We start from the raw sequence: 17,856 nt of genomic DNA, 5'->3' as shown, positions 1-17,856 counted from the left end.
TATCTTAATTCCTCAATGGAATCAGTAGATTGATTTCTAGTAGTGTGAAGTGTGGTTTTCAATGGGTATAAAACTGTTATGGATGTAATTCCCATTGATTTTGTTGAGAAATTTTCAAAAGAGAGGAGTAAAGTAGAGGTTAGTCAGGTCAGTAACAGAGTCCGCATCACCGTTGGATGCGCTTAAGTGATTGCTTAAGGAGTTGCCCGCTATGAAGCGAATCGCACGATGGTCTGTTTTACCGCTGTTGTTAACGGCAACGGTTTTTCTGCTTTATGATATTTCTTCACATTCCGCACAGGCCGGAACCGGTACGGTTGTGCAACTTTCCATCAATGACGCCATCGGTCCCGCCACGGACGACTATATCGAACGTGCTCTGAAAGGGGCGGAGAAAACCGATGCGGAATTAGTTGTCATCCAAATGGATACGCCGGGCGGACTCGATTCGGCGATGCGCGGCATCATCAAAAATATCGCGAATTCCGAAATTCCGGTCGCAACCTTTGTCGCGCCGACTGGTGCCCGTGCAGCCAGTGCAGGAACCTATATCCTTTATGCCAGTCATATCGCCGCAATGGCACCGGGAACCAACCTGGGTGCGGCGACGCCTGTTCAGATTGGCGGCGTTTTCCCTCCGGATCCAACCAAAATCGATAAAGACAAGCCGGGTGAGGGAGACAATAAAGACACGGCGCCCCAGAACGTTCAGGATGCCTCCAAGAGCAAGGCGATCAACGATGCTGTCGCTTACATTAGAGGACTGGCAAAGTTACATGGCCGGAATGCGGAATGGGCGGAGCAGGCGGTCAGACAGGCGGCGAGTTTGCCTGCCGATGAGGCTCTAAAATTGAATGTGATTGATCTGGTTGCCAAAAACATGGACGACCTGTTGCAGAAATTGGACGGTCGTAAAGTTACGATAAACGATGAGACCCGAATACTGAAAACACGTGGTGCGACGGTTATCCAAATCGATCCCGATTGGCGCAGCCGTCTTTTGAGCGTCATTACCAATCCCAATATCGCCTATATCCTGATGCTGATCGGCGTATATGGATTGATTCTGGAATTCTACAATCCCGGTGCGGTTCTGCCGGGAACCATCGGTGCGATTTCGTTGTTCCTTGCCTTATATGCCTTCCAGTTGTTGCCGATCAATTATGCCGGTATGGCGCTGATTTTCCTTGGTGTTGCGCTGATGGTGGCCGAGGCCTTTGAGCCGAGTTTCGGAATGTTGGGTATCGGCGGGGTCATTGCGTTCGTGATGGGATCAATCATTCTCATCGACACCGATGCGCCGGGCTACGGCATCGATATTTCCATTATCTTGACCTTCGCCATTGCCAGTTTCGTAATCCTGTTCACCGTGGTCAGTCTGGCTTTGAAAGCACGTCACCGTCCGGTAGTCAGTGGTATCGAAGAACTGATTGGAGGGCAGGCGAGGGTTGTCGGTGATTTTGACCGACAAGGAACGGTGGTGATCCACGGCGAACATTGGCGGGCAGTGAGCGAAACGCCGTTACATAAAGACCAAATGGTCAAAGTGAAAGAAATTGATAACCTGACTCTCACTGTAGAGCCATTAGAAGTTTCAACAGAGGAGGATAAAACATGACGGCTTATTCTATGTATATCGTCATCGCACTAGTAGTGTTGTTTTTTGCCAGTGCCATTCGGATTTTGCGCGAATACGAGCGTGGAGTTATTTTTCTATTGGGACGTTTCTGGAAAGTGAAAGGTCCCGGTTTCATCATTGTCATTCCGGTTATCCAGCAGATGGAAAGAGTGGATTTAAGAACCATCGTGATGGATGTTCCCAGTCAGGATGTCATCTCAAGGGATAACGTTTCGGTGAATGTGAATGCCGTGGTGTATTTTCGCGTGATCGAACCCGATAAAGCCATCATCCAGGTAGAGAAGTTCTATGAGGCTACCAGTCAGTTGGCGCAAACCACGTTAAGATCTGTGTTGGGGCAGCATGAGTTGGATGAAATGCTGTCGGAGCGTGAACGCTTAAATGCGGATATCCAGAATGTTCTTGATCAACAGACCGACGCTTGGGGAATCAAGGTCAGCAATGTTGAAATCAAACACGTTGATTTGAACGAGAGCATGATACGAGCGATTGCCAAGCAGGCCGAGGCGGAGCGTAACCGACGCGCCAAGGTCATCCATGCCGAAGGGGAGATGCAGGCGTCTGAAAAACTGTTCGAAGCTGCGCAGATTCTTGCCAAGCAGCCTCAGGCCTTGCAGTTGAGATATTTGCAGACGTTGACGGAAATCGCCAACGAACGTTCGAATACGATCGTTTTTCCGTTGCCGATGGAATTGATCGATTCGCTTTTGAAAAAAGAGAAATGATTCGATGACCGACAGATAGGGGCGGAAGAGTGTTATATCAATTGGCGGCGGATTTCATTGTATTGCTGCACTTTGTGTTTATTCTGTTCGTGCTGTTTGGCGGTTTTCTGGTATTCAGGTGGCCTTGGATGTTCTGGTTGCAGGTACCCGCAGCCGTGTGGGGCGCGTTGATTTCATTGATTGGTTGGACTTGTCCGTTAACACCGATGGAAAACAGTTTTCGGCAAGCCGCAGGTTCGAGTGAAGTCTATAGCGGAGGATTTATTGACCGTTATTTAGTAACGTTGGTTTATCCCGACGGTGCTACCCGAGAGATGGCGGTTGCCATGGGCATTGCGGTGATTGCAATAAACGTGGCGGTGTATATCTGGTTTGGGGTCCGCCGAAAAAGACAGACGAACCCTCTTTCTAAGGTACGAACCGATTAGCGTTGCGAGGCTTTGATGAACTCGCGGGCGCGATTCACTTTGTCGATGCAGTTTGGGTATTTCCCGAATTGTTGTTGGATTTTAGCCGCACTCAACAGGCCTGCTGCTTTGGTGTATTCAACCGTGCCGTCGAAACCATTGGTTTTTGCATAATCCAGTTCTTGATAAGCAGTTTTTAAACCGTTTTCACATTGCAATGCTAAGGAGCTGTTCGGGTTGTTGGCACATCCGGCCATTAGTAGGGTGAACAGTGATAATACAAGCAGTTTTGTGCGCATCTTCAATACCTCGTCTTGATTTTGTAGTGATGTTACGTCGGTTTCATTCTAACCGATAAAAAGTGAAAATGTTCCTTGTATTACTTGTGGTTAATTGTAACGACGACCTTGCCTCTGGTGAGGCCATTGCCGTAATAACGCATGGCCTCGGAAGTCTCCTCAAGAGTAAAGCGTTTGTCGATGATGGGGCGCATTTTGTTGGCTTCATAGTAGAGTTTCAACAGCTCCAGTTTTGAGTTGGGTTTCAGCATTAATATTCCCATCTTTTTCTTTCCGAATAGCGAAATCAAAGGGCCAAGTAAAATCGACTGCATAGCCAGACGGTTGCTTCCGCCAAGCATCACGTAATGACCTTTTGGATTGAGAACGCGTCGGTAGTCGAAAAGAGAGTGAAACCCTTTCACGTCCAGAATCAGGTCGTAACGTTGGGAGTCTTGGGTGAAATTCTGCTTTTTGTAGTCGATAGTGTGGTCTGCACCGAGCGACTTGACCAGATCCATTTTCGCTTCGCTGCAAACGGCCGTGATTTCGGCACCGTAGGATTTAGCGATTTGAATCGCCACTGTGCCGGCACCGCCTGAAGCGCCGTTAATCAGAACTTTCTTGTTTTGGCCTTCATCTATTTTACCCTGAAGCAGTCCCTGCAAAGCCAGCAGGCCTGCTTGGGGCAGACAGGCGGCTTCATCAAACGGCATGTCTTTTGGTTTTAGGGAAAGGGCGTTCTCATCGGTGCATAGGTATTCGGCAAAACCACCCCAGCCACTTGCGGACAGGTCGCCAAATACTTCATCACCAACCTGAAAGCGTTTGACGTGATCACCAACCGCTTCAACCCGTCCGGCGATGTCGCATCCGAGAATCGGAATCTTGGTTGGTTTGAAAACACCTGCCATCCAGCGGTTTACGAACGGAGTGGCTGTTAATATCGCCCAATCCCAGTCGTTGATTGATGTTGCATGTACCTTAACCAGTACTTCGTTGTTTTTGGGAGTTGGCCGTTCTACCTCCTTCAATTTTAGGTTGTCAGGGGAACCATACTTTTCCAAAATCACCGCTTTCATGATTGCATTGGTCCTGTTGGGATTGTCTCGTGTGTATTTGCCTGTATGCGGATGACGACATTGCCGGTTTTGTGTCGCTGTTCGACGTAACGGTGTGCCTCGGCTATCTCTTCAAGCGGGTAAACCCGGTCGATAACGGTTCGGAGCTTGCCGTCTTCCATTAATGCTTTGAGATACTCCAAGTCGTCCTGTGTATATTTGGCTAATTTAGTCAGAATCCGTTTGTTTCCAATCAAGTTTGTCCAGATGCCTCTGGCTAGTTCGGAAACGGTTGGATTAGCCAGAAGGTATCGGCCATGCGGTTTCAATGAGTCCAGACACCATGAAAACGGACTTTTGCCGATGGTGTCGAAGATGACGTCGTAATGTCGGTTTACCTGTGTGAAATCTTCTTTCGTGTAGTCGATGACGTGGTCGGCGCCCAATGATTTGACCAGATCGGTTTTCATGGAACTGCATACCGCAGTGACTTCGGCACCGAAATGTTTGGCGAGCTGTACGGCATAGGTGCCGATGGTACCAGTCGAACCGTAAATCAGAACGGATTCACCAGGCTGGATGTTGGCTATTTTGAGAAAGTGCAGGGCATTGGTTCCTCCGACGGGAACGCAACAGGCCTCCTCAAAACTCAGGTTGTCCGGTTTAATCGATAGGGGGGCGGTTTCTTTAAGGCATTTGTATTCGGCATAGGTCCCGAAACTAAAATTTGGCACTCCAAACACCGGGTCGCCCGGTTTGAAACGCGTTACTTTCTGACCGACGGCTTCTACTTCACCGGCCAGTTGTTGACCGAGTATTTTGATTCGAGGCTTAAACAGACCGAAAAGCGGTCTCATGATGTATAGGAGGCGATTGTGCATGTGATAGCGGCGCATTTCGCAGTCACCGGTTTCAACGGTAGTGGCGAGGATTTTGACGAGAACTTCATTCTCTTTGGGCACCGGCGTTTCGACTTCCTGCATTTGAAGTACGTCCGGCGCTCCATAGGCTGTCCAAACAATCGCTTTCATGACTCACCTCAACAAAGGTTGATTGAAAGCCAGTATCGCTTAATCGTCCGAAATTTTCAATTACCCGTTATATAAGGTCTTGTATTCCAAGAGATTTACCAGATATAGGCACTCGATTTTTTACCCAAGACACGAAGTTCAAATACGTTGGAGCAGGCGCGTTGGGCGACGCCATAGCAGACATGCAGTGGCATCAGATGTTCTTCCCTAGGTTGACAGTAGCGAGCAAAAGGCGCCTGTTCCCAGTTTTCAAGTCGTTGGGTGCGTTCCTTTTCATCAATGTCGGGATTGGAACATGTGTCGATGAGCCAGGCTTCAAACGATGCGTTCATGTTTTCAGCCTCTGCATTCGGCGGGCTGAAAAAAGCGCGCATGTTGTGGAATGAGAAACCGGAACCGATGATGAGCAGGTTTTCATGACGAAGTTCCGACAGCGCCTGACCAATTCGAATGTGCTCTTTTGGATCTAATGTATTGACCAACGATACCTGAATACAAGGAATGTCCGCTTCCGGATACATGATTTTCAAAGGCACGAACAAGCCGTGGTCGAAGCCGCGCTGGTCATCCAGTTCTGCCCCCAATCCGTGTTTGTTCAGCAACGAATGGATTTCCGACGCCAGCATAGGATTACCCGGAGCGGGATATTCGATCTGGTAGGATTCGGCAGGGAAACCGCTGTAATCGTAGATCAAAGAAGGATGAGCGCCGCTGGTGATGGTTGGCTTTTTAGCTTCCCAGTGGGCACTGATCACGATAATGGCGGACGGTTTTTCAATCATTCCGGCCATGGCTTTCAGGTTCTCGACCAATTCTTTGTGGCCAATGTCGCCAAGCAAAGGCAATGGCCCGCCACCGTGTGAGAGAAATAATGCGGTTGGTGCTTGAGGAGAAATTGTACTGTTCATGATCGCTTCCTTGGTTAAGGTTTTTCATGAATTCAGTGTAAACCTTTCAAATCCCTTGAATGTACGTGGATAATTAATTGATCTTTGCCTTAATGAGAACATTGAAGCTCGGCATGAAAATACAAAATATTATCTTTGTAACGTGGACTGGACTGGCTTGTTTGGTTGTTAAAGTTGATGGAACTCTTTAAGAAATTCTTTTCTATCTTGTAGAAACTTTCTATGTTCTTTATGGTTAAGTGGACGTTTTTTTTCATGGAAGGCCGGGGCGATAACGCCCCAGTTAGAATTGCGCGTAAAGTAAACGACTACGTCGATATCGCTGCCTTCCCACTGATTTAAAACGACGTGATCGTCTCCCGAGGCCTCTACTGACTTCACTTGTATTCGGTAATAATTTGGACCATCGGAAATGAGAAGGTCTGTTTTGTGTCCATGATCCAAAATGGGAATGAATACCTGCCAACCATCTTGCATCAGCCAACTGACGACCATACTCTCATAGGAAGAATTCTTCATGGCCTGATGGGTTTTACTTTTTGTTTGAGTCATTCTTCTTGGCACTTAGGGTATCCTCGAACGCTACATTGTTAATACGTATCGTATGTTAGTTATCTTATTGATGTCAATGGGGTTTTTTGGGACTTGAGGGGGCTTATTAGAAACCGAACAGGCCTGTTCAGTTTTGATTGGGCATAAAAAAAGCGGCATCAAGGCCGCTTTTTTAAGTTCTGGTTAAGTTGAAACTACTTGCCCAGTTTTTCCATCAAGAAGTCGATGAACCCTTCCTGAGCGATGTCTTGCGATTTTTCGTCGCGACGGTTTTTGTATTCCAACATGCCGTTGTCCAAGCCGCGCTCGCCGATGACGATTCGGTGCGGGATACCGATCAAGTCCATGTCGGAGAACATGACGCCCGGACGTTCCGCGCGGTCGTCCAATAGCACTTCAACACCTTTTGCCGTCAACTCTTTGTAAAGCTGTTCGGCGACTTCCGCCACTCGAGGCGATTTGTGCATCTGCATCGGTACGATACAAACCTGGAACGGCGCAATGCTTTCCGGCCAGATAATGCCTTTGTCGTCGTAGTTCTGTTCGATGGCAGCGGCAACAACACGTGTCACACCGATACCGTAACAACCCATTTCCAGAATCTGGGAACGACTGCTCTCATTCTGAACGCTGGCGTTCAACGCTTTTGAGTATTTGTTACCCAACTGGAAGATGTGGCCGACTTCGATACCGCGACGGATTTCGATCTTACCGTTGCCGCATGGGCTTGGGTCGCCTTTGACGACGTTACGGATGTCTGCAACCAAAGTCGCTTTGGCATCACGATCCCAGTTGGCTCCGGTGAAGTGGTAACCGTCTTCGTTGGCACCACAGACGAAATCTGCCATGTTGGCCGCTGTGCGGTCAACGATAACCGGAATCTCCAAACCAACAGGACCGATAGAACCTGCCGAACAACCGGCGGCGGCTTTGATTTCTTCGTCACTTGCCATCTCGAATGGTTCGGCAACCAAGTCCAGTTTCATTGCTTTGATTTCGTTTAGTTCGTGATCGCCTCTGACAACCAGAGCAACAACCGGAGCTTCTTCGGTCGCGCCTTTGACCAGGATGGTTTTGGCGACGACTTTCTTTTTCAGCTGTAGGAAGTCGCAGACTTCTTCGATAGAGTGTTTGTTCGGGGTTTCGACTTTGGTCAGTTCCGCCGAAGGCGCAGGGCGTTCGCCGCGCGGTGCCAAGGCTTCCGCAAGTTCAACGTTAGCCGCGTAGTCGGAACCGGTCGAGAAGGCGATGTCGTCTTCACCCGAATCGGCCAGTACGTGAAACTCATGTGAACCTTCACCACCGATGGAACCTGTGTCGGCTTGTACAGGACGGAAATCCAAACCAAGACGGGTGAAGATGCGGTTATAGGCATCGTACATCTCGTCGTAGGTTTCCTGAAGACTGTCACGATCCATATGGAAAGAGTAGGCGTCTTTCATGATGAATTCACGTGAACGCATCACACCGAAGCGTGGACGGATTTCGTCACGGAATTTGGTCTGGATCTGATAGAAGTTGGCCGGCAGTTGCTTGTAGCTACGGATTTCACGGCGTACCAGATCGGTAATGATCTCTTCATGCGTCGGGCCCAGTGCGAAGTCACGCTGGTGACGGTCTTTGAAGCGCAGTAGTTCCGGGCCGTAGTCTTCTGCACGGCCGGACTCTTCCCATAATTCAAGCGGCTGAACCACCGGCATCAACAGTTCCTGAGCGCCGGAGCGGTCCATTTCTTCGCGGATGATGGCCTCAACTTTTCTCAGTACGCGTACGCCAAGCGGCAGCCAGTTGTACAGGCCTCCGGCTAAAGAGCGGATGATTCCGGCACGAATCATCAACTGATGACTGATGACGACGGCATCGGATGGGGTTTCACGAGTAGTGGAAAGCAGTAGGTTGGAGGTTTTCATTGCAAAGTATTACCTTAAAAACTGAAAGAATAAATTTGCGCGTATTTTAACATGAGCGAAGGCGGCGGCGCGGAGATTGTTGGCGAATTAAGGCATTCTATTCGCGATCTTCTCCGCAGCCGTAGTCGGTCAGACGCAAAAAGGCCTCGAACTGATCAACTGGAAGCGGTGGAGAACAGTAATAACCCTGATAAGTATTGCAGCCGATTTTAACCAGATAGTTGATTTGATCCTGGGTTTCGATGCCTTCGGCGACCACGTGCAGTTTGAGCGTGTGGGCGAGTTTGACGATGGTTTCGATGAAGATGGAACCCGTTTCGTTGTTAAAGTCATCCATGAAAGATTTGTCGATCTTAAGGGTGTCAATCGGTAGGGCTTTCAAGTAGGCCAGAGAGGAATACCCTGTACCAAAGTCGTCCAGTGAAATGGAAACCCCAAGATCTCGGATATTATTGAGCGAACTCAGATTTTTCAGGGAGTTTTCCAGAAACACCGATTCGGTCATTTCGATGTCGAGTTTTTGAGGATCGATTCCGGATTGAATGATGATTCTTTCGAACTTATCGTCGAAGTGGTCGTCCAAAAACTGCACTACGGACAGGTTGACCGAGAGTTGGATATCGGCCAGCCCTGAGGTTTTCCATTCGATTTGCTGCTGTACCACGGTTTGTAGAATCCATTCGCCGAGTTCGACCATCAGGCCATTCTTTTCGGCAGCCGGGATGAAGTCGTTCGGCGGAATGATGCCTTTTTGCGGATGAATCCAGCGTATCAAGGCTTCGGCACCAACGACTTGGTGGCCATCGGTACTCATTTTAGGTTGATAAAACAGTTCGAATTCGTTGTTTTTAATCGCCTTGCGCATACTGTGTTCAAGCTCGATTTCTTTAAGGACTTGTTGGTGCAGCGCTTTGGTGAAGAATTTAAATTGGTTTTTGCCAAGCTTCTTGGCTTCGTACATGGCGATGTCCGCACTTTTCATCAGGCCGGTGATGTCGGTTCCGTCTTGAGGGTAGAAAGCGACGCCGATACTGGCCGATACGCGGATCGGATGCGATTCGATGATGTGCAGTTCACTGATACGGTCAATAATTCGCTGGATGATATGAGTCAATTCGAAATTGGTTTTGTAATGGCTTAAGACGATGACGAATTCATCGCCTCCGACTCGGGCGATGATGTCGTATTCCCGGAGTACATGATGGATCAGGTCGGCAACATTCTTGAGAAGTTCGTCGCCGATGTCATGACCCAAAGAGTCGTTGACGACCTTGAAGTTATCCAGGTCGATGAAGACGATCGCGAATTCCGAATTTTCGCGTGACGCTTCCGAAATAAGCCAGCTGAGCCGTTCATTAAGTTGACTACGGTTAGCCAAGCCGCTGAGGCTGTCGGTTCTTGCCAAACGGTAGAGTTCTTTTTTCTCATGTTCGAGTCGTTGAAAGGTCTCTTCCATGGAGCTGCGGACATATTCCAATTCTTTCAGTTTGAATGGTTTAGGGCGTTTTTCCTGGCTGTAGGCAAAGAGCCTTAGGGATTCCAAAGGGGTGGTGATGTAGTTTCTTAGAATAAGCCATAACAGGCCCAGCCCTAGCATGGGGAACAGGCCGAAAAACAGCAGGTAGTTCATCTGGTTCTGGGAAAAGTAGTTACTGATGTATTTGTGATCTACATAGGTGAACAGGCGCAGTTTAGCGGGTTTGTCCTGCATGAAAAAGTCGATGTCGGACTCAAAAACACGCTGTTCGAGCAGCTTGCTGGTTGGAATGTTATTCAGGGTCGAAAGTGTACGTTTTCCGGGTGGGATTGTCGTGATGGCCGCGTCGGTTTTGATGAGTATTTTGTTGCCTAAGGAAACCACCATATTGGTAATCAGTGGGCTGCTGGCCACCTTTCTATTCAAGAGAGATTTGAATGAGCGAATCGATTCGATTCCCTGCATCTCCGTCGAAATGATATAGGCCGTTTCGGAGGTGTCATGACGAATGCTTTCCATGATCAAATCGGTTTTCTGTTGCTGATCTTTCAGGAAATGGTAGAAGAAAACCGAGTAGAACAGGGTAATGATGGCGACGATTGCCGTGATGACAAAGTGATGAATGGACAGCATCTACAGGAGATCCCTCGTTGGGAACAGGGCCTCATCCAGTCGTTCGACCAGTTTGGGATCTAACTCGTTGTTGAGCCATACAATATCTTCCAGACTCGAAAGGAATTCGTCATAGGTATTGTTTTCAAGGTAAGGTTTGACGCGCTCGTAAAATTGTTTGGGATGATTCTCCAGATCGTAAATGGCTCGGTCGATCAGTGATTTCAGCTGCTTGAACTGTTCGTTATGCAGTTTGAAAGTGTCTTTGGTCGTATAGAGTGCGTCAAGAACCAACAGGTCGAGGCCGTCACGAGTGGAAGCGAGAGTTGTGAATCCGCTTTTTTCCAGACTGTGGTTGTAGGGAACATAGGTGACGACGATAGAAGGACCCGGATCGAGGTTGTTCTTTAACTCGGAGACGATTTTAAGTTGATCCCCATTGATGTAGTTAAAGGTTTTGTCCTGCAACTTGTGGCGTTTGACGAAGTCCTTGAAGACAAGTTGGTTGACGGAATTGATTTCCAGGTAGACATTGATGGGGTCGGCGGTCTCTCGCAACGATTTCTCGCTACGGTTGCTCATGACGACGTCCCCACCATTCGAACGGTCGAACATGATGACGGGAATGAGATTGGGATTTTTCTGATGAACTTGATGGTATTCGTATTGCGTTCCTGTAAAGGCGTCGAGACCGGAATACTCGTAGATGTGCATGCTTTCACCTAGTGAAACCACGGTAGAAAGCTTGATATTAAGTGGTTCCAGCCAGCCGTTGGCCTTGGCGTAAAACAAAGGTGAATAGCCTATCCATGAGTTGGCGACGATTTTGAGTGACGGTTGCTCCTGGCTACTGCAGCCTAACAATGCCATTGCAGCAAAAAGAAAGAACGTCTTAACCATTTTCATACTCATCAACCATTTAATACCACAAAATGTGTTGATATTAACTTTATCACAACCAATATGGAGAAGACTACGTTTGCTTTAAGTTGAAAGGGTATTTTTATACGTATTTTTGTTTAATTCTTCGTATCGGAACGCACGACGGAAGTGATTGGGCCTCCCGGTGCTTGTTCCACGGGCATCAATTCGATGCGGTTGATGTTGACGTGCGCCGGCTGAGCCAGAATCCAGCGTACCGATTCGGCAACATCTGATGATTTTAAAGGTTGTAACCCCTGATAGACCCGGTCGGCCTTGCTTTCATCCCCTTTAAATCGCACCAGAGAAAATTCACTTTCATTGAGCAAACCGGGTTCGACATTGGTTACCCGGACGGCTGTTCCTAGCAGGTCGCTTCGTAGATTGACCGAGAACTGTTCGACAAAGGCTTTGGTTGCACCGTAGACGTTGGCGCCTTTGTAGTGGTAAGTTCCGGCAATCGAGCCGATGTTGATGATGTGTCCATGATTGCGTTCTACCATGGCCGGCAAGAGTTGTCGGGTCAGGTAGGCAAGGGAAAGGCAGTTGGTCTCTATCATGGTCTGCCAATCATCCCAGTCGCTCTCGTGTGCTGGATTGAGTCCAAGAGCGAGTCCGGCGTTATTGATCAGGACGTCGATGTTTGCGAAAGGTTCGGGCAGCTCTGCCAGTTCTTTTGCCAGTGTTTTGTGGTCATTGATGTCGCAAGCAATTACATGGCATTCCGTTTTCAGTTGGTTTTTCAGTTGTTCCAGACGTTCTTTTCTGCGGGCTAGAAGAATGAGTTTTATTCCTTGTTCGGCGAGTGTTTCGGCAATGGCTTTTCCTATGCCGGAAGAAGCGCCGGTAATCATGGCGACCTGATAGTTCATGTAAAGATTCTTATTGTTGTATTGAAGTTAACCTATTTTAAAAAAGCCTGTGAGTAATGAAAACCAAAAATGGCTTTTAAAAAACCGGCAGGCCTGTTGAAAATGAAAAAAATAACAAAATCAAAAAGGTAACTAATAACCCATGTTTTAGTATGGATAAAATAGCGTATTGCATAAGAAAAACTTTCATCTTTTTCACGACAACTTGTAAGGATATGCGTACAATACCCACAATAAAATAAAAGTTACTAAGAGTTAAGTTTGGGATGAACCAATCCATAAAAATCAGGGATCTGTTTTTTGTTATTGCTGTGGTTGAAATTGTATTGATGATTGTCATTGTCGTGTTGCAGCAGCATAACACCAATTTAAAAACCAAGTTAAGTGAGGCGCAATCAGACCGCTATGAAATGCACAAAGCCGCGGTCTCATTGAAATCAAGTTCCGATGAGTTGACGCGTTTCGCGCGACTGTATGTGGTGACCGGCGACAAAACCTATAAAGAGAATTATCAGAGAATTTTGGATATCCGTAATGGCCTGTCTGCTAGACCCGAAGGTTATGATCAAGTCTACTGGAATTACCTGGAGCCTTTAAGAAGCCGTATTCATCCAGATGGTCAATCTCAGTCTTTACGGTCACTGATGGCGTCACTGCCATTCACAAAAGTCGAATATGCAAAACTTCAAGAAGCGGAAGACAAGTCTAATGTTTTAGTCGGCATGGAAACCAAAGCGTTTAACGCCATGATTGGGGTGTATCAGGACAGTCAGGGAAATTATACGGTTCATGGAAAGCCCGATCAGGATTTTGCGATTAAGTTGCTGCACTCCAATGCGTATTTGTTGGAAAAACAGGCCATTATGCAGCCGATTGACGAATTCATGAACAGTTTGGAAAAGCGTACATTAAATCAAGTGCGTGCTTTAGAGAGTCGATTTGTTATCGTTGATAACTGGCTGAAAGTAATCATTCTGATATTTGTTTTTACCAATATTTTTGTATTCCTGTTTTTGAATAAACGTATTCGTGAAACCAAAGATTCCCTGAAAGAGTCGGAAGCGTTTCTGGCTAAGATTTTGGATAGCACGGTTGATGGTCTGATTACGGTTGATGAAAGAGGGATTGTCGAGAGCTTTAACCGAGCATCTGAAAAAATGACCGGGTACGGCAGGAACGAAATGATTGGTAACAATATCAGCATTATCGTTCCTGAAACGTCCGATAACGGAAAAGATAGTTTTATCAAAAATTATTTAAGAAACGCCAATAAACAGCAATCAAATGTGTTCGGTTATACCTTGGAACAAACACTGGTGCGAAAAGACGGTGCCGAAATCCCCGTTGCCATTCGAGTCAGTGAAGTCCGGTTTAAGGATCATCGGGTTTTTATCGGTTTGATTCAAGACATTACCGAAATGAAAGAGGCCGAACGGATTATGGTCGAAGCCAAAGAAGCGGCGGAAGCGGCGACTAGACTGAAATCCGAGTTTCTGGCCAATATGAGTCATGAGATCCGTACGCCGATGAATGCGATTATCGGTATGTCTCACTTGGCGTTGCAGTCTGAGATGCCTTCCAAGGCGCGAAATTATGTTTATAAAGCGAATCAATCGGCGGAGATGTTGTTGAGAATCATCAACGATATTTTGGATTTCTCGAAAATTGAATCTCGCCAACTAAGCATTGAACATACGCCGCTCTCTTTGTGGAAAGTGGTGGAAGATGTGATTGACGTAGTAGCCTTGTCGGCGCAAAGAAAGAATGTTGAATTGTTCTACTGGATGGATGCCGACATGCCTACCGAATTCGTAGGTGATCCATTGAGACTGGGGCAGGTTTTACTGAATTTGGTTGGCAATGCGATTAAGTTCACCAATCCCGGCGGCGAGGTCAGTCTGCATATCTCGATCGATGAGGATAAAGAGGGTTGTACGGTACTGCACTTCTCCGTTAAAGATACCGGTGTTGGGATGTCACAAGAAGCGCAAAAGCAGCTGTTTCAACCGTTCTCCCAAGCGGATGCTTCGACGTCTCGTGAATATGGTGGTACCGGTTTGGGGTTGGCTATCAGTAAAGAGTTGGTCGAAATGATGGGCGGCGAGGTCTGGGTTGAAAGTGAAAGAGGGAAAGGCAGTGATTTTCAGTTTACGGTATGCCTGGAAAAGCAACCTAAACAACGACCTATCCAGATTATCGGCAATGAATCCGTGCTTGAGGGCTACAAGGTGTTGGTTGTCGATGATAAGGAAATTTCCTGTAGTGTTGTGACCAAGATGTTGAAAAGCTTCGGTTTTGGGGTTGAAGTGGTAGGCAGCGGTACTGAAGCCATAGAACGTTTGAAAGAGGCGGTTATTTCCGAGCCGTTTGAATTGATTGTGATTGATGACCAGCTTCAGGGAATGAGTGGGGTCGAAACGGTTGATGCGATTCGCAATGAGGATGAAATTACGCCACAACCTCCGATACTCATGATTGCCCCACATGAATTGAAGGAGAGTATCAATGCGCAAGCACTGGGCATTGAATCGATTTTGGATAAGCCGCTGACGTATTCCAACCTTCATGATGCGGTCACTGAAATATTCCAATCCGAGCTGAAGGCCAATCAGGAAACTCAGAATGTGACTGCCGAGGCTGCAGCCAGACGGCTGAGAGGAACACACATTCTTCTGGTGGACGATAATGAAATCAACCAGAAACTTGCTGAGGAACTGTTGAACAGTCAGGGCATCATCGTTACGGCGGCAAGCAACGGTTTGGAAGCGTTGAACCTGATTGAGACTCAGGATTTTGACGGCGTTTTAATGGATTGCCAGATGCCAGTTATGGATGGTTACGAGGCTGCAAGAAATATCCGAAGTGAGTTGGGGTTGAAGAACCTGCCGATCATTGCATTAACCGCTAATGCGATGTTGGATGACAGACAAAAAGCGATTGATGCGGGCATGAACGACTATATCGCCAAGCCGATCAGGCCTGCTGAAATGTTCAATACCATGGCCCGATGGATTGAATCGCCGGATTATTCGGAAGACAAATTGGATGTTGCAGCTTTAGAAGAAACTGAAAAAAGTAAACGTCAAGTGGATCACCAGTGCTTGGAAAAGGATTTCGCCACATTGGATCTACCTGGGGTGAACAAGGCGAAAGGCTTGGTGACGACCAACGATAATAAATCGCTTTATTTCAAATTGTTGTCGAGGTTTGGGAAGAATCAGGGAGAGTTTGAGAACCAATTTAAACAAGCAGCCGAATCCGGAGACTGGCAGATGGCTTTGCGTTTGGCTCATACCTTGAAAGGCGTGGCCAGTAGCATTGGCGCGACTGAATTACAGGATCGGGCCGATAAGTTGGAACGTAACTGTCATGAGGATGTGGACAAGACGTTATTGGACGCTTTATTGACGGATGTAATGGATCGTTTAAATCCTTTGTTGGAAGCGCTTTCGGCTTTGGACTGCTTTAAGACAGAAAAGAAGATTGGTGAGTATGCAGTTGATTGGAAAGCTCTTCAGAAGACGCTGGTTCAGTTGAAATCACTGCTTGAAGATGACGATGCGAAAGCGATTGAATTCGTCAAACAGTTGCAACAGCAAAGTGGTTTGGATGCGGGTCATGCAGATATCGTTCAGCTGATTCAGCATATTGAAAGTTATGATTTTGATGCAGCGATCGAAACGATGGCAAAGTTGGAAGTCGAATTAGCGGAAAGAGGGGATGACGATGCGTGAATTTGAAACGTTCAAAGATCGTAGTGAGGGACTCCCGAGCTTTTTTCGACGATTCCTGGTTGCGGGCCATGACTTTAGCGAAGACGAGGAAATGTTGCAACACCGGATGAAGACGCTGGTGTTGGTTTCGTTTTTAGCGGTGTGCATGCTCATTGTCATGTCGACGATACGCTATTTCCAAGGCTATCTGACGATGGCTGTAACGGAATTTGCTTTTATCATCGTCATTTCGGTTTGTTATTACCTGCTTTATAGGGACAAAGCTTATTACACCTTTGCCTCAAGAACGATCCTGACGATGGCTACCCTTGTTGCCTTGTTAGTCATGCACAGTGTTCCCGAAAGTGACGCGCGTATTTTATGGCTTCAGGTTACGATGATTCTGGCGTTCTTTTTCAGGGGGCGTGATGAAGGGTTTATCTGGGCCGTATTTCTATTGTCGGCCTTTGTTTTGATTGAGGCGGTTTTTCCCGGAAGCTTTTTCCTGTCATCGGTGGATTTTTATACCGTTCTAATCAATTTTTCGTTGATTCTGGGCGTGATGGCTTGGCATGAAAAGATCCGAAACCAGAGAGAACAACATCTTTTGGGTACCACAAGCCTTATGGAAGCGATGGTCGTTGAGCGGACGAAGGAGTTGGAACAAGCTAAAGAGGAAGCGGAAATGGCATCGAAAGCGAAGTCAAACTTTCTCGCCTGCATGACTCATGAGGTGCGGACACCATTGAATTCAATCAAGGCCATGTCGCAATTGGCATTGGATACGGATTTGGATAGCAGCCAGAGAGAATATATTGAAAAAGTGCAGGGTGCTTCCCATGAGTTGCTTAAAGTGTTTAACGAGTTGATCGACTTTTCGGATCTGGAAGCAAACCGAATGGAATTGGATCTTAGGCCGATTCGTCTGAACCGTTTGATTGATGAAATCAATGAGTATGTTTTTCTTCGGATGAAGCATAAAAACCTGGCTTGGGAACAGTTTATCGATGATAGGGCACCAGACCTAGTGATAGGGGATTATGACAAGATCAAACGGGTTTTATTGAGCCTTTTGGATAATGCCATTAAATTTACGGCAGCCGGTGGCACGATTGAGTTCTTTGTTAAAACGAGCGAAGAAAATCCTGATGCAGAAGGGCGAACCGAATTGTTGTTTCTGGTTAAGGACAGTGGAATCGGTTTAACGCCAGACCAGCAGAAGCTATTGTTTCTGCCGTTTAGTCAGGTTGATAGCTCCATGACACGAAAGTTTGGCGGTATCGGTTTAGGGCTAGCGACGTCAAAGCGTTTGGTTGAATTAATGCAAGGTAAACTTTGGGTTGAAAGTGTGTACGGAGCGGGCAGTACTTTTTGTTTGAGCCTGCCTCTGAAAAAAGAAGAGTCGCCGGTTCGTTCTAGGCTTTTATCGGCAGGAACCGAACTAGATGATCAATCTGCCGATTTGAATATAGAGGCTACCCAAGCTGCATTGATTACAGCTGATTTTGACCGTTTGGGCTATGACAGGCTTTTCAAGGAACTGAAAGTTTTACTGGAAGAGCATGACTTAGACGCACTACAGCACACCAAGAAATTGATGGCTCTGGATGGGATGAACTCCCAAGCGGAAGCATTGCGGACTTTGAATGACCAGATCAAGAAATATGAGTTTGAAAAAGCGCTTGAAACTCTAATTGAATTTAATGAACTGATCTACGAAGAATACGAGAAATCAAAGGGATAGAACAAA

General features: G+C 47.0%; 14 protein-coding genes. 5 read left to right on the top strand and 9 right to left on the bottom strand.

The window, feature by feature from the left end; genetic code table 11:
• Positions 1 to 211 precede the first annotated feature (211 nt).
• From QCB45_RS02840 to QCB45_RS02830, 3 genes are read left to right on the top strand one after another with little or no spacing between them, the layout of a single operon-like run.
• Positions 212 to 1,618, top strand: a complete 1,407-nt coding sequence (locus QCB45_RS02840) for a nodulation protein NfeD (protein WP_279419037.1) — start codon at positions 212 to 214, stop codon at positions 1,616 to 1,618.
• A complete protein-coding gene (locus QCB45_RS02835; RefSeq protein ID WP_279419035.1) occupies positions 1,615 to 2,364 on the top strand; it encodes a slipin family protein in 750 nt (249 codons plus the stop codon). Before QCB45_RS02840 ends, QCB45_RS02835 begins: the two co-directional genes overlap by 4 nt.
• Positions 2,365 to 2,393: 29 nt before the next feature.
• Positions 2,394 to 2,792 (top strand): DUF2784 domain-containing protein, encoded by a 399-nt coding sequence (locus QCB45_RS02830; protein WP_279419034.1) that lies wholly within the window; start codon positions 2,394 to 2,396, stop codon positions 2,790 to 2,792.
• On the opposite strand, the gene QCB45_RS02825 is transcribed toward QCB45_RS02830, so the two are convergent.
• The 9 genes from QCB45_RS02825 to QCB45_RS02785 form a co-directional block, all read right to left on the bottom strand.
• The gene (locus QCB45_RS02825) at positions 2,789 to 3,070 is read right to left on the bottom strand and encodes a hypothetical protein (protein ID WP_279419032.1); all 282 of its coding nucleotides are present in this window, start codon (positions 3,068 to 3,070) and stop codon (positions 2,789 to 2,791) included. The genes QCB45_RS02830 and QCB45_RS02825 overlap by 4 nt on opposite strands.
• Before the next feature lie 80 nt (positions 3,071 to 3,150).
• Entirely contained in the window at positions 3,151 to 4,131 is a 981-nt protein-coding gene (locus QCB45_RS02820; protein WP_279419030.1) for an NAD(P)-dependent alcohol dehydrogenase, read from the bottom strand.
• Complete coding sequence (locus QCB45_RS02815; protein ID WP_279419028.1) at positions 4,128 to 5,141, bottom strand: NAD(P)-dependent alcohol dehydrogenase; 1,014 nt, start codon at positions 5,139 to 5,141, stop codon at positions 4,128 to 4,130. The genes QCB45_RS02820 and QCB45_RS02815 overlap by 4 nt, the downstream gene beginning before the upstream one ends.
• Before the next feature lie 95 nt (positions 5,142 to 5,236).
• Complete coding sequence (locus QCB45_RS02810) at positions 5,237 to 6,049, bottom strand: class III extradiol ring-cleavage dioxygenase (RefSeq protein WP_279419027.1); 813 nt, start codon at positions 6,047 to 6,049, stop codon at positions 5,237 to 5,239.
• Between the two features lie 168 nt (positions 6,050 to 6,217).
• Positions 6,218 to 6,613, bottom strand: coding sequence for a hypothetical protein (locus tag QCB45_RS02805; RefSeq protein WP_279419025.1), 396 nt, complete (start codon positions 6,611 to 6,613; stop codon positions 6,218 to 6,220).
• Positions 6,614 to 6,795: 182 nt separating this feature from the next.
• Positions 6,796 to 8,511: a proline--tRNA ligase gene (locus QCB45_RS02800; protein WP_279419023.1), complete on the bottom strand. Its 1,716-nt coding sequence runs from the start codon at positions 8,509 to 8,511 to the stop codon at positions 6,796 to 6,798.
• A gap of 97 nt (positions 8,512 to 8,608) precedes the next feature.
• A complete protein-coding gene (locus QCB45_RS02795) occupies positions 8,609 to 10,621 on the bottom strand; it encodes an EAL domain-containing protein (RefSeq protein ID WP_279419021.1) in 2,013 nt (670 codons plus the stop codon).
• Entirely contained in the window at positions 10,622 to 11,506 is an 885-nt protein-coding gene (locus tag QCB45_RS02790) for a hypothetical protein (protein WP_279419018.1), read from the bottom strand.
• A gap of 113 nt (positions 11,507 to 11,619) precedes the next feature.
• Positions 11,620 to 12,393, bottom strand: coding sequence for an SDR family NAD(P)-dependent oxidoreductase (locus QCB45_RS02785; protein ID WP_279419017.1), 774 nt, complete (start codon positions 12,391 to 12,393; stop codon positions 11,620 to 11,622).
• Positions 12,394 to 12,659: 266 nt separating this feature from the next.
• Here QCB45_RS02785 and QCB45_RS02780 point away from each other — a divergent pair, with 266 nt between their 5' ends.
• Both QCB45_RS02780 and QCB45_RS02775 read left to right on the top strand, forming a co-directional pair.
• Positions 12,660 to 16,127, top strand: a complete 3,468-nt coding sequence (locus tag QCB45_RS02780; protein ID WP_279419016.1) for a response regulator — start codon at positions 12,660 to 12,662, stop codon at positions 16,125 to 16,127.
• Positions 16,120 to 17,850 carry an ATP-binding protein gene (locus QCB45_RS02775; RefSeq protein ID WP_279419015.1) on the top strand — a complete coding sequence of 577 codons (1,731 nt, stop codon included), beginning with the start codon at positions 16,120 to 16,122 and terminating at the stop codon, positions 17,848 to 17,850. The genes QCB45_RS02780 and QCB45_RS02775 overlap by 8 nt, the downstream gene beginning before the upstream one ends.
• Positions 17,851 to 17,856 lie beyond the last annotated feature (6 nt).

The sequence above is a fragment of the Thiomicrorhabdus sp. ZW0627 genome, assembly GCF_029767005.1.
Lineage (GTDB): Bacteria > Pseudomonadota > Gammaproteobacteria > Thiomicrospirales > Thiomicrospiraceae > Thiomicrorhabdus.
Note: the sequence above shows the minus strand (reverse complement) of the source record. Positions and strands in the feature narration are given on the sequence as shown.

Bases quoted from the DNA above. Each gene is read 5' to 3' on its own strand.
- QCB45_RS02835 (WP_279419035.1), top strand. From the start codon at position 1,615: ATGACGGCTTATTCTATGTATATCGTCATCGCACTAGTAGTGTTGTTT.
- QCB45_RS02795 (WP_279419021.1), bottom strand. From the start codon at position 10,621: ATGCTGTCCATTCATCACTTTGTCATCACGGCAATCGTCGCCATCATT.
- QCB45_RS02825 (WP_279419032.1), bottom strand. From the start codon at position 3,070: ATGCGCACAAAACTGCTTGTATTATCACTGTTCACCCTACTAATGGCC.
- QCB45_RS02785 (WP_279419017.1), bottom strand. From the start codon at position 12,393: ATGAACTATCAGGTCGCCATGATTACCGGCGCTTCTTCCGGCATAGGA.
- QCB45_RS02790 (WP_279419018.1), bottom strand. From the start codon at position 11,506: ATGAAAATGGTTAAGACGTTCTTTCTTTTTGCTGCAATGGCATTGTTA.
- QCB45_RS02800 (WP_279419023.1), bottom strand. From the start codon at position 8,511: ATGAAAACCTCCAACCTACTGCTTTCCACTACTCGTGAAACCCCATCC.
- QCB45_RS02780 (WP_279419016.1), top strand. From the start codon at position 12,660: ATGAACCAATCCATAAAAATCAGGGATCTGTTTTTTGTTATTGCTGTG.
- QCB45_RS02810 (WP_279419027.1), bottom strand. From the start codon at position 6,049: ATGAACAGTACAATTTCTCCTCAAGCACCAACCGCATTATTTCTCTCA.
- QCB45_RS02840 (WP_279419037.1), top strand. From the start codon at position 212: ATGAAGCGAATCGCACGATGGTCTGTTTTACCGCTGTTGTTAACGGCA.
- QCB45_RS02775 (WP_279419015.1), top strand. From the start codon at position 16,120: ATGCGTGAATTTGAAACGTTCAAAGATCGTAGTGAGGGACTCCCGAGC.
- QCB45_RS02820 (WP_279419030.1), bottom strand. From the start codon at position 4,131: ATGAAAGCGGTGATTTTGGAAAAGTATGGTTCCCCTGACAACCTAAAA.
- QCB45_RS02815 (WP_279419028.1), bottom strand. From the start codon at position 5,141: ATGAAAGCGATTGTTTGGACAGCCTATGGAGCGCCGGACGTACTTCAA.